10 protein-coding genes are annotated in these 13,168 nt (G+C 42.2%); 6 read left to right on the top strand and 4 right to left on the bottom strand.

What is annotated here, in order from left to right:
• Positions 1-266: 266 nt before the first annotated feature.
• Positions 267-1,721, top strand: a complete 1,455-nt coding sequence (locus U1P77_RS06200; RefSeq protein ID WP_321156478.1) for an OmpP1/FadL family transporter — start codon at positions 267-269, stop codon at positions 1,719-1,721.
• Positions 1,722-2,153: 432 nt separating this feature from the next.
• Here the strand turns inward: U1P77_RS06200 and putP are convergent, their stop codons facing one another.
• Entirely contained in the window at positions 2,154-3,656 is a 1,503-nt protein-coding gene (gene putP, locus U1P77_RS06195; RefSeq protein WP_321156477.1) for a sodium/proline symporter PutP, read from the bottom strand.
• A 661-nt stretch (positions 3,657-4,317) separates the two neighbouring features.
• Positions 4,318-5,190: a LysR family transcriptional regulator gene (locus U1P77_RS06190; RefSeq protein ID WP_321156476.1), complete on the bottom strand. Its 873-nt coding sequence runs from the start codon at positions 5,188-5,190 to the stop codon at positions 4,318-4,320.
• A gap of 486 nt (positions 5,191-5,676) precedes the next feature.
• Between U1P77_RS06190 and leuC the strand changes: the two genes are divergently transcribed.
• The 5 genes from leuC to U1P77_RS06165 all read left to right on the top strand — a co-directional run bounded on the left by leuC (position 5,677) and on the right by U1P77_RS06165 (position 11,555).
• Positions 5,677-7,095: a 3-isopropylmalate dehydratase large subunit gene (gene leuC / locus U1P77_RS06185; protein ID WP_321156475.1), complete on the top strand. Its 1,419-nt coding sequence runs from the start codon at positions 5,677-5,679 to the stop codon at positions 7,093-7,095.
• Positions 7,096-7,209: 114 nt separating this feature from the next.
• Positions 7,210-7,860: a 3-isopropylmalate dehydratase small subunit gene (gene leuD / locus U1P77_RS06180; protein WP_321156474.1), complete on the top strand. Its 651-nt coding sequence runs from the start codon at positions 7,210-7,212 to the stop codon at positions 7,858-7,860.
• Positions 7,861-8,029: 169 nt separating this feature from the next.
• Complete coding sequence (locus U1P77_RS06175) at positions 8,030-8,770, top strand: hypothetical protein (RefSeq protein ID WP_321156473.1); 741 nt, start codon at positions 8,030-8,032, stop codon at positions 8,768-8,770.
• 139 nt (positions 8,771-8,909) lie between these two features.
• A complete protein-coding gene (leuB, locus tag U1P77_RS06170; protein ID WP_321156472.1) occupies positions 8,910-10,013 on the top strand; it encodes a 3-isopropylmalate dehydrogenase in 1,104 nt (367 codons plus the stop codon).
• A 351-nt stretch (positions 10,014-10,364) separates the two neighbouring features.
• Positions 10,365-11,555, top strand: a complete 1,191-nt coding sequence (locus tag U1P77_RS06165) for a L,D-transpeptidase family protein (protein WP_321156471.1) — start codon at positions 10,365-10,367, stop codon at positions 11,553-11,555.
• A 382-nt stretch (positions 11,556-11,937) separates the two neighbouring features.
• On the opposite strand, the gene infA is transcribed toward U1P77_RS06165, so the two are convergent.
• Together infA and truA are read right to left on the bottom strand one after the other, a co-directional pair.
• Complete coding sequence (gene infA, locus U1P77_RS06160; RefSeq protein WP_021814850.1) at positions 11,938-12,159, bottom strand: translation initiation factor IF-1; 222 nt, start codon at positions 12,157-12,159, stop codon at positions 11,938-11,940.
• 123 nt (positions 12,160-12,282) lie between these two features.
• On the bottom strand, positions 12,283-13,131 hold the full coding sequence (gene truA / locus U1P77_RS06155) for a tRNA pseudouridine(38-40) synthase TruA (RefSeq protein ID WP_321156635.1): 849 nt from the start codon (positions 13,129-13,131) through the stop codon (positions 12,283-12,285).
• Positions 13,132-13,168: the final 37 nt, after the last annotated feature.

Genomic DNA, 13,168 nt, shown 5'->3' with positions numbered 1-13,168 from the left:
TATGACTGCTATTCACGAATACAGATAATTGTAGATACTGTATAAACGAGTTAAATTAAGAGCAATTGTATTAGAAGCTTGTTTACATGATATGTGTACTGTCCAGTCATAATAGGGAGATAAAGTACTTTAGTTGTTGTTTTAGTGTGAAAAAGGCATTAGTATTCAAATTAGGACACCGTTTACATAATATGCATTTCGTGCGCGTCACTGCCACTTATTAATTATGACAACGGTAAAACAACGAGGATGTTTGGAGATACACAATGCGCACTACTTTTCGCTTAAAAACCCTTGTAGTAGCAATTGCTACTTTTTCTGTAGCCAGCGTTGCTAGCGCTGCTGGTCTTGATCGCTCAGGTCAAGACGTTACCGCTTTCTTCCAAGATGGGCTATATGCCGAGGCTGTCTATACCTATATCGATGCTGATGTTAGTGGTTATGATAGCTCTAATAATAACCCCGGTGTTAATACTTATGAGCGGGGTAATGCAACTGGTGATATCTCTGAAGATTACGACTTTTTCCGCTACGGGGTAAAAGCCGACATCAATGATACTTTCAGTGTTGGTATCTTATATGATGAGCCGTTCGGTGCTGCTGCTGAATATAGCGGTGATAATAACTTTGTAGCTCAAGATGGAGATAACCGTGATGCCACTATTTCGGCTATTTCAGGTGGAGCCATTGGTCCAGGAGGGCCATTTGGGTCTGCCGCTGCAGACTTTGCATCGGCGGCAGGGACAGTAAATAGTCTTCAGAACATAGTATTACAAGGTGGCACTTTAACGTCACAACAACAAAGTACGTTGACATCATTAGCTCCAGCAGTTGGCATAGCACAGGCAGAATTTGATACTCAAGGTGAAGGTACTAACGTTGAAGTCCGTAGTCAGAACCTCACTGCTATTCTTGGTATGAAACTCGGTGGAAACAAAAATTTCCAGATTTATGGTGGCCCAGTCGCTCAGCGTATCGAAGCACAAGTAAGATTACGAGGTCTTGCTTATGGTCCTGCTACTGGTTATACCTCAAATAGCAATCCTGATATGGACTATGGTTATATAGCAGGTGTTTCTTATAATAAGCCTGAAATAGCTCTGAAAGCGGCATTAACGTATCGTTCTGAGATTGATCATGATCTACAAATTAATGAGAATTATCCACTAGCAGGAACCTTAGCAGGTAATCCAGCGGCTGCCATTCGGACTAGTAATTACGAAATTACAACCCCTGAATCAGTGAACTTTGATTTTCAAACGGGTCTTAATCCAACGACACTAGCAACGGCCAAAGTACGTTGGGTACCGTGGAGTGATTTCGTAATTACTCCGCCATTATACAATGATGTTAGTAAAAGGTCTTATGGTCCTGATGGTTTGAATTTGGTTGAGTATGAGGATGATCAATGGCAAGTAGAAGTTGGTTTGGCTAAACGTGTAGCACCAGCACTCGCTGTGAGCGGTACTGTAGGTTGGGATAGTGGTGCTGGCGATCCAGTAACCTCGCTAGGACCTATTGAAGGTTATTATAGTGTTGGTCTTGGTGCCAAGTACAACGTCACCAAAAACTGGGCCGTATCAGCGGGTGGCAAGTACTTATGGTTCGGTGATGCTAAAGGTCAATTACCAAGTGACAAAATTGTTGGCGATTTCCAAGACAACGATGGCTATATCGTCGGTGTGAAGTTATCTTACCAAGCAATGCAAAATTTTAACTAGAGCTTAATAGCAATAGTCTTCTGTTGAAGTTAGCGCTATCGTCCAACATAAAAAGCGATCCATAGAGGGTCGCTTTTTTGTGGGCTCATATAAATTTTATAGGTTCATGTAAACACTGTTGCCTGATAAACAGCAAAGACACGCTTATCAGTTACAACACAGTCCCTCCTGTAATTGCACTACGGGCCAATCAGTCTTTTAGTGCTAGTGGCGTAGACCGCATACCTAACTAGACTTGGACCCCAACTGCAAGTGGCTACTTGATGTTCACACTATGTCGAATTGCCGATATGGTGAATCAGAGAGTCGGGGTCAAATACCAAGCGCACACATTACCTAATAACAGCCAATAAAAGACCTCGCTACCTAAAGGTAACGAGGTCTTTTGTAATGAAGTTAGTAAGTAGATTACTAAGCTCATTTAAGCTTGGTTTATTCTTTTATGATCCTTTCCATTTCTTTAAACTTCGCAGTTATTGAAGGTTTTGGACCACCGGTCATGATACTTACTGCGAAGATAGCAATGGTACTAAGGATAAAGCCTGGAACAATACCGTATAGCCAGTCATTAAGTGGTACACCGTCTGCTGTAGTAAAGCCACCATATACCCATAAGATCACGGTTAATGCGCCAACGACCATACCAGCAACAGCGCCATTACGGTTCATACCGCGCCATATCAAGCTAAACACCACTAACGGTGCAAAGGCTGAGCCGAAGCCTGCCCAAGCATTGGATACTAGGCTTAGTACAGAGCTGTCTGGGTCAGAGGCAAGCATGATAGATACTACAGCGACTAATACGACAGAGATACGACCAACCAATACTTGGCGGGCTTCTGGAGCGTCTTTATCAAAGAATAGCTTATAAACATCTTTAGTTAGCGAACTTGATACCACCAGTAATTGAGATGAGATAGTACTCATAATCGCTGCTAAAATCGCTGCTAGTAGGAAGCCTGCAACGAGAGGATGGAATAGAAACTGAGTAAATACTAAGAAGATAGTCTCAGGATCATCCAAGACCATTGATGTTTTTTGTACATAAGCACGACCAGCGAAACCAGTCGCCAAAGAACCAATCAAACTAACAATCATCCAGCTCATACCGATATTACGGGCGGTTGGTACATCTTTAACCGAGCGAATCGCCATAAAACGTACGATAATATGCGGTTGACCAAAATAGCCTAAACCCCATGCTAATAGTGAAATAATACCAAGGATAGTCATACCACTGGTAAGGTTTAGTAAGCTTGGGTCGATGCTTCTAACAGAATCAGTGACCGCTGATACACCGCCAAGATCAGTAAAGGCAACGATGGGGACAATGACCAGCGCAAATAGCATGATAATGCCTTGCACAAAGTCAGTCATTGATACCGCTAAGAAACCACCGAATAAGGTGTACGTGACAACCACACCTGCTGTGACCCAAAGACCAGTCGCGTAAGACAGATTAAGCGAGCTTTCAAAGAGCTTACCACCACCAACTAAGCTGGCTGCGGTATAAACCGTAAAGAATAAAATAATGACCACTGCTGAGATCACGCGCAGCATGTGCGACTTATCCTCAAAGCGGTTGGCAAAGTAATCGGGTAGGGTAATGGCATTATCAGCAATCTCGGTATAAACGCGTAGACGCGGTGCGACAATGATGTAGTTTAAAAAAGCACCAGTCGTTAAGCCGATAGCAATCCAAACACTAACGACCCCATCGGCATACATATAACCTGGCAGGCCAAGTAGTAACCAACCCGACATATCTGATGCACCAGCAGATAACGCGGTTACTGCGGGGCTTAAGTTACGGCCACCGAGCATATAACCTTCAGTATCATTGGCTTGCTTAAAGTATGCATAAATGCCGATGCCGATCATTACTAAAAAATAAGCGCCTAACGATATCAGTACGCCAGTAGAAATCCCATTCATATAACTGTCCTTAGCCAACGGGTTGGCTTTAATTATATTTAACTGTAAAACTTTAATCTTAAAAGACGCTGTTTGAAAACAAGGTCTAAAGACAAGAAAAGCCATTAAGTAGGAGATAATGGCTTTTGATTTGTGACCAGTAATTACTTTTAGTTTTATATGATTGATACTATTTTAGGGATAGCCCTTTTTAGATGCGATTTTTTAGAGGTGATGTTGTGGAAACAATAGGAATTGCCGTTTCGCTGTTCCTATTTGATCAGCAACATCCGTTAACCACTGATAAAATCAATCATTTAAAACCGTTATATCTACTATTTATTTGTATCTACTATCTACAAGCTTCATATTAGCACTATAGCTATTATAAAAACGTCTATCATGAATAACATTTATGACAAAAATAAACAATATAGTATGAAAAAAGAGTAGATATCTAACACATAGCACCATTATTTAAAGTACTTGCCACTTCTTTGCTATCGTACCTTACTTAAAATATTCAATATATGACTGTCAGTGTTCTTCTGGTAACCATATGTTATAAAAGCCAAGTTGAAAATATTATAACGTAAGAAAGAACCAATTGCGAATAGCGTTTTCTTTTTGTTGTGCGCTTATTTAACCTTCTGTGCATTATGCCAGATAACCCTAAAAAATATTAATCAATAGGGGCAAGAAGATCTAATAAAGCAGTAACGCTATTAGACTGTGTGAGCTTCGGATTGATAACAACGCCTAAATAGCGCTGTAGCTCAACATTGTCCGCCATATTGATACGCTCTAAATCCTGACTGATCAAGGTTTGTGGCAATACTGACCAACCCAGTCCAACAGACACTAACATTCGAATGGACTCAAGTGGATTGGTGCTCATAGTGGCATAAGGTTTTAGATTGTTTTTGGCAAATTCAGCTAGGGTAATTTGGCTGGTAAAGGTGTTAGCAGATGGTAAAATAGCGGGATAACGTGCTAATTGCTCTAATGTTACGTTGGTCTTTTTCGCTAGTGGCGATAACGTACCTGTCATAAAGTATAGTGGGTCTGACCATAGGGTATGATAGGTTAAGCGCTTATCATAGACGGGTGGCAGGGTTAAAAATGCCAAAGATAAATCGCCATCTAATACCGCTTTGTGCGCGGTTTCTGAGTCTACAAAATGGACTTCTAACTGCACCGCCGGATACGCTTGGATAAAGTGTTTTAATACGGGTGCCAGATGGTGCAAACCAATATGATGACTGGTACCGATAACCAGTTTACCGGATACAATATGCTGGGAATGTTGCAGATTAATCTTAAAATTCTCATAATCTTCAAGCCAGCGTTTGGCGTGGGGTAGCATTTCACTTGCCGCTTGGGTCGGCACAATACCGCGACCTACGGTATCGAATAAAGTAATTTTGAACTCTTCTTCTAGGTTCTTGATGCGCTTACTGACCGCAGGCTGAGTAATAAAAAGCTTTTCTGCGGCGCCTGAAATACTGCCAGTGTGCATAACCGTTACAAACGTCGTCAAGTTAGTGGTATTCAAACCGATGTCCTTAGCTACATTATGAGCTATAAATAAAAGTTGGCTAACCCAGTCACAACGTCTTAGAAATAAAAGTTTGTGACTGGGTAAAAATCATCAATTATTATTATAGGATTAGCCTGCTATAATCACAAGGCATCGAGACGATTTTTGATATCTTTTGACATTTTTATTGTCTTAGTCCTATAAATCCTTAGTATTTCACGATTTTATAAAGACAAACGCCTGACTTTAGGCATTTATAACTAATAGATTGCGACTAACAGAGCGAAAAATGAATTAGAAAGTTCTATATTAAATGTTTATAACCTCATGCCTTTCATTGACAGAATATGTATTCACAGAAAATAGATAAAAGATACTAACAGCAGATACGTTAGCGAAATAACGCCAAAGCCCACACTTGAAGATAGAGACTCAGCTTATAACATCTAAGCGGGGACAAATATTAAGCTAAGCAATTAGCAACCAATAAAGGATAGCAACATGGCCGGTCAAACCTTATATGACAAACTTTGGAATGCTCATGAAGTCACTGAGCGTGACGACGGTTCAAGCCTAATTTATATTGATCGCCATCTGCTGCACGAGGTAACTAGCCCGCAAGCATTCGAAGGCTTGGAGCTGGCTAATAGAGCACCGTGGCGACTGTCTGCCAATATTGCCAGTCCTGATCACAACGTACCGACCGTGACTAAAGAGCGTTTAGAAGGGGTGACTGGTATTAAGGACAAGGTCTCACGCTTACAAGTGGTTACCCTAGACGATAACTGCGCAAAATTCGATATCACTGAGTTTACTATTAATGATGCTCGCCAAGGTATCTTGCACGTGGTCGGACCTGAACAAGGTTTAGTGCTACCAGGTATGACCGTCGTTTGTGGTGATTCACATACCGCGACTCATGGTGCGCTTGGCTGTTTGGCACATGGGATCGGTACTTCTGAAGTTGAGCATGTATTAGCCACTCAGTGCTTGATTCAAAAGAAAATGAAAAACATGCAAATCCGTGTTACTGGTAAGTTAAGCGCCGGTATCACTTCAAAAGATGTGGTGTTAGCTATCATTGCGGAGATTGGTACCGCGGGTGGCACAGGACACGCTATTGAATTTGCCGGTTCAGTGTTTGAAGATATGAGCATGGAAGGGCGCATGACCGTCTGTAATATGGCGATCGAAGCTGGCGCGCGCGTTGGGATGGTAGCCGTTGATGACACGACGATTGACTATGTTAAAGGTCGTCCTTATGCGCCAACTGATGAGCAATGGCAGCAAGCAGAAACGTATTGGCGTACGTTTTATTCAGATGATGATGCCGTGTTTGATACGCTTATCGAAATAGATGGTAGCCAAATAGCGCCGCAAGTCTCCTGGGGTACGTCTCCTGAGATGGTTGTGGATATCACTCAATCGATACCGACGCCTGATCAAGCGGTGGATGAGGCACAAGAAGAAGGCTGGCTACGTGCTTATACTTATATGGGCTTGCAGGCAGGACAGAAAATCACTGATATTCAGCTGGATCGAATATTCATTGGCTCTTGTACCAACTCACGTATTGAGGATTTACGTGATGCAGCAGCGGTAATTAAAGGTCGCAAAGTTGCGGATAATATTAAAGAAGCTATCGTCGTTGCCGGATCAGGACAAGTGAAGCGTCAAGCAGAAGCAGAAGGCCTTGATACTCTATTTACAGATGCTGGCTTTGAATGGCGTGAGCCAGGTTGCTCGATGTGTCTTGCGATGAATGCGGATAAGCTTGAACCTCAAGAGCATTGTGCTTCGACCTCTAACCGTAACTTTGAGGGTCGTCAGGGTAATGGCGGACGTACACATTTAGTTAGTCCAGCAATGGCCGCTGCCGCCGCATTGGCTGGTCACTTTGTCGATGTGCGTACTTTTTAGTCTTTATTTATCCCTGATATTCAGTAAATGCCTATTATTGGGGTAAAGGGTGGTCCAATTAATAAGATGCACCACTCTTTACTCAATAAGACCCATGATTTATAGGAAATTATTATGCAAGCTTATAACACCCAAACCGGCATCGTCTGCCCACTTGATCGCTCAAACGTTGATACCGACCAAATTATCGCTAAGCAGTTTTTAAAGTCCATTAAACGTACGGGCTTTGGGGTCAATTTGTTCGATGACTGGCGTTATCTCGATGAAGGCTATCCCGGTCAAGACAACAGCAAACGTCCTATCAATCCGGACTTTATTTTAAATCAGCCTCGTTACCAAGGTGCGAATATCTTATTAGCACGCAAAAACTTTGGTTGTGGTTCTAGCCGTGAACATGCTCCGTGGGCGCTCTCAGAATATGGTTTTCGTACGATAATCGCACCAAGTTTTGCGGATATTTTTTATAACAACTGCTTTAAAAATGGCATGTTGCCCATCGTTTTAGATGAAGAGATTGTCGATCAATTAATGAAAACGACGATGGAAAATGAAGGTTACGAGCTGACGGCTGATTTAGAACGGCAAGTGGTTATCACGCCAACGGGTAAAGAATATCCCTTTGAGGTTGAAGCGTTTCGCAAGCTTTGTTTACTAAATGGCCTTGATGATATTGGCTTGACCTTGCAGCAAAGTGATGCCATTAAAGCATACGAGCATAAAATGATGCAAAAAACGCCATGGATATTTAATCAAGTACGAGCATAAACTCAATGATTAGTGTAAACAACAGCGTTAATTAAAAGTATATCTTTGAGAATACAGCGTTGAGTTATAGTGGCAAATTGGCTAAAATGTATAGTAATATTTAGGGTATGATTAAACCTTGATAGCTTGTTATGTGTCCTCTCATTTTATAAAAATAGTAGCCATCATTATGAATAAAAAACGTTTTGCTGTATTCACCAGTACGGTTTTGGCCACAAGCTTATTGTTGTCCGGCTGTCAGCTATTGACTGGCTATCAAAAAATAGATGAGGCTGAAAATGCTACGGCATGGTCAGGCCAAGTCATCCCTATGAATGGCGAGGTCAATATTGCCTGTGCGGGAACGTATCACTGTGAGATTACCCAAATTGATAGAACCTCAGTAATATCAACAGGTACCCATAAGCCAGTTGATATTACGATGCTGATCTCTATTTCAAACGCTGATGGAATACCTTATGCGAAGCTCAGTAAACGTGAGCAAGAGCAGATGCAAGTGGACACGCTACCGCTTTTAGATAATAAATCCGTAAAAATAGTACCTTTATCAGCTTCTGGTATGCCTGGCCTGATTAATTATTATGCGCGCGTTAAACCTATAAAGCGTGAAGTGCATATTAATTTTTATCCCGAAAACAACGTCGACTATATCGAACGTTTTGCCCTAATTGATGAGTTTAAGCAGTCAGGGACGTATCTACTGCGAGCTTATCGCCGAAAGTCACCTCAAAATAATGGCAGCTTATTGGACACAGCCTCACCTGAGCCTCTCTGTATTGATTTGCTAAAAGACAATATTTTTCAGCGTCGTTTTTGTAAGCAGTCAGATACTGACAATCAAGGCGAGTTCGTAGAAACAAGTATGATCATGCAAGAGTCAATACCAAAAGTAGCTCCTTCAGCTCCTTAAGGTAGTGCCGCTTATGGCAGTGAGATTGAGCTTAGAGCTGGGAAATTCTAACCAAGTGCTCGATTTTTAGGAAGTAACCGCCCTTAATACGAATAATTCATTAACCTTGCACTTATCTCATTTATCAACAAGGAATAGTATGGCAACGATTTTAACATTAGCAGGCGACGGCATCGGTCCTGAAATTATGACCCAAGCCATTGATGTGCTCCAAGCAATCAATAAGAAGTTTGCGTTAGACTTGACGCTTGAGTCGGGATTGATTGGCGGCGTGGCGGTTGACGCGACGGGTGAGCCATTGCCAGAAGAAACCTTGAGCCGTGCGCGGGCAGCAGATGCGGTATTATTAGGGGCAGTTGGTGGGCCTAAGTGGGACAGTATTGAGCGTAGTAAACGCCCTGAACGCGGTCTACTTAAAATCCGTAGCGAGCTTGGCTTATTTGCTAACTTGCGCGTTGCCAAGCTGTATCCGCAATTGGTCAATTCGTCAAGTATTAAAGCTGAGATCATCTTAGGCCTAGATTTATTGATCGTTCGTGAGCTGACTGGTGGTATTTATTTCGGTGAGCCGCGTGGTATTCGTACCTTAGAAAATGGCGAACAGCAAGGCTATAATACTATGGTATATAGCACGAGCGAAATTAAACGTATCGGTAAGGTAGCGTTTGAGATGGCGCAAGCTCGTGCTCAAGCAGCAGGCCGTTCTGCTAAAGTGTGCTCAATTGATAAAGCCAACGTCTTAGAAGTGACTGAGCTGTGGAAGCAGACGATGACAGATATGCAGGAAGCCGATTATAGTGATGTGAGTCTGTCGCATATGTACGCTGACAATGCTTGCATGCAACTGATCAAGAACCCTAAACAGTTTGATGTCATGGTAACGGGTAACATGTTTGGCGATATCTTATCGGATGAAGCTGCTATGCTGACGGGCTCTATTGGTATGTTGCCATCAGCCAGTCTGGATGAACATGGCAAAGGGATGTACGAGCCTTGTCATGGTTCAGCACCTGATATTGCAGGTCAGGATAAAGCCAACCCTTTAGCAACGATTCTTTCTGTCGCTATGATGCTGCGCTATACCTTTAAACACGAACAAGCGGCGCAGGCTATTGAGCAGGCGGTCAGTGATGTCCTTGATGACGGGCTGCGTACTGTAGATATCTTAGATAGTAGTGAGACTGGATTGACCCAAGTGGGTTGTCAACAAATGGGTCAGGCAGTATTGGCCAAACTAATGTAAAAACTACTTATAAAGCTTAATATTCACCACTTTATCTCCCATAGATTGCTTTGCGATTTATGGGATTTTTTATGTCTGTACTGATGATCGCACTGAAATCTCAACGGAAGATATTAAGACTCATTTTAAGGTACTAAAAATCATCTGGATCAAATTTTTATTTTTTAAGGATAGAATGTTCAACACGCCCTAATATCCGCATCAACATAGATACTGTAGGAGTCGCTACTTATTAACACAAAGTGGTTATATGCTCACATGGCGCTGTGGCATGATTGATAAATAATAAGAAACACTTTGTTGAAATTAAATAATTGAAATTTAATATTAAGAGTAACTTTAGGAGTCTTTATGCATAAATTAACAAGAATTAGTGGTGCTATGGCAGCGATAGGTCTTTCTGCAACTCTACTGATGGCTAACAGTAATGCGGATAGCACTGATAACCTTAACACCACAGACCGCGTAGCAAAAATGCAAATGGATATGAGCTCTACTTTAAACAATTTCACTGCCAGTGCTAAAAACGGCAGCGACGTTAATCCGGTTACCGAAATTAGTCCCGTTACTAATGGTACTAGTCAAAAGCTGACAGGTAACAGTAAAACGGTGACTTCCCTTAATAAATTTTTACCTACTATTAAATATACAACAGAAAACTTACCGAACGTCGCACAAAAGGTGAATAGTGCCAGCTGGAACACTAGTACGAAAATAGATCGCAATACAGGCACGAAAATTCAAGCGCTGCTTAATTGGCAACAAAGCGGGGTTGGAGCGGTTGATGGGTATTGGGGTAAGAATACTCTTAAAGCCATGCAGGCGTTTCAAAAAGCTCGTGGTTTGACAGTCACCGATACGCTCAACGATGAAACGTGGCAAGCGTTAACTAAGAACGACAAGCTAATGGCGCAGCCAGTACTGGTTAGTTACCAGCTTAACGATGCCGACGTCAATATCAAAACGACCAACATTCCAGCGAGTGCCGAAGCCAAAGCCAAGCTTGATGGCATGTATTATGAAAGTGTCACTGAAGGGCTGGCAGAGAAGTTTCATATGAGTGAAAAGTATCTCAAGTTATTGAACCCTAGTGCTGGCTTTAACGCGGGCGAGGTCATAACCGTTTATAATCCCGGTAACCCTAATACCAAGCCAGTCAGCCGAGTGGTTGCTGATAAGAACACTCAGACCTTATATGCTTACGACGATAAAAATAATTTAATAGCCAGCTATCCTACTACGGTTGGTAGCACAGCAACGCCATCGCCAACAGGCACTCATAAGGTAAAAGTAAAAATTCATGAGCCTAATTATACTTATACCAATGATGATGGCAAAAAGTCTATCATTCCACCAGGCCCTAACAATCCAGTAGGTTCGGTATGGATTGGACTTAGTAAGCCTACCTACGGTATTCATGGTTCACCAGATCCTGCACGTATCAGTCGGCAAGCATCAGCGGGTTGTGTACGTTTGACCAACTGGGATGCACTGGCGCTGCTAGGTACCATTCAAAACGATGCGACTGTAGAGTTTCAGTAGCGTCTAATACTTAACACCAAACACAAAAATACCGCTTATAATTAGCGGTATTTTTTATGAACGAAGATAAAGTATAAGCGGTAAAACTATGATCATTTGGTGCAAATATAACATCAGTTATTAAGCAGACTCTTACCAGTAGATATTCAATATATCCAACTATAATATATTTAGCTATTGTGACGCGTTCAATACTCACTTAAATCGTTATAGTGAATAAAGGGAACACTGCTATTAATAGCCAATCATGAGCGGGTTATCAGTGTCGTTGTTATTGTCAGTTAGACCGCCCAGATATCAGTACCAGCCGGTTAATCAGAACCGTTAATAAATAATGATACCCATACTTTAGTCTTATAAAGACTGGTTTACAGGCAACAAATTAGTTTTTGCCACGGTAAGTAATACGACCTTTAGATAAGTCGTAAGGCGTCATCTCAACTTTAACCTTATCACCGGTCAAAATGCGGATATAATGCTTACGCATTTTTCCTGAGATGTGCGCAATGATTTCGTGTCCGTTTTCTAAACGAACTTTAAATAGCGTGTTTGGAAGGGTGTCAATGACTTCGCCTTCAAATTCAATAATGTCGTCTTTGGCCATAATTCATATCAATCAGTAGAAAAACAAGCCCATATTATACGTAAATTGGCAGGTTAAAGCAACAAAATATCCGATGGTTACTTGACAGCTTGTAAGTGTTATGTATATCAGTTGAGTGCTGTGTCAGTCAGGTAAGTTAAGCCAGATAGGCGTTAGCGGGGTTTTAGGTAATAGTTGTTGATAGTTTTCTGGATAATAGGCATTAATAAAATATAAGCCATCACCCGATGCGGTAGGTGGGGCGATGGTGCGGTCTTTTTTTGCCAAAATATTCAGAAAGTCTGCAGGTTGTAAATTATGCTTGCCAATGGCATAGAGGGTGCCCATCAAGTTGCGCACCATATGATGCAAAAAGCCATCCGCTTGAATATCGAAGACGATAAACTGCCCATGGGTAAAGAGCTTGGCATGGCTCACTGTGCGCACTGGCTGATTTGATTGACAAGCAGCGGCGCGATAGCTGCTAAAATCATGCGTGCCGGTAATATCAGCAGCGGCACGCTGCATCGCTACCAAGTCAAGAGGCTCACGTATATGGGTAACTTGATGATTGAGTATGGCGGGGCGCTGGGCTTGGTTGAGGGTAATATAACGATAACGACGGGCAATAGCCCCAAAGCGGGCATGGAAGTCGGCGGGCATCGGTTGAATCCAGCGCAGAGCAATATCATCAGGTAGCAGGCTATTAACGCCGCGTAGCCAGTTATTATTCGGTCGATAAGCACGAGTGACAAAGTGCGCAATCATATTGCTGGCATGGACGCTAGCATCGGTACGCCCCGCGGCAATCACTTCTACCGGCTCGTTAGCAACCTTACTGATAGCGGTTTCTAGCGCTTGTTGTACCCCCAGCACTTCTTTTTGTCGTTGCCAGCCGTGGTAATGGGTGCCCAAAAACTCAATGCCAATCGCTAAGGTGTAAGTTGGACTGTCTTGAGACACGGTAGATTCATGGGTGGTAAGTTCGGGCATTTTATATTCAGGCACTGTATTTTTAGGGTTTATAATA

Source organism: Psychrobacter sp. LV10R520-6 (genome assembly GCF_900182925.1).
GTDB lineage: Bacteria > Pseudomonadota > Gammaproteobacteria > Pseudomonadales > Moraxellaceae > Psychrobacter.
Note: the sequence above shows the minus strand (reverse complement) of the source record. Positions and strands in the feature narration are given on the sequence as shown.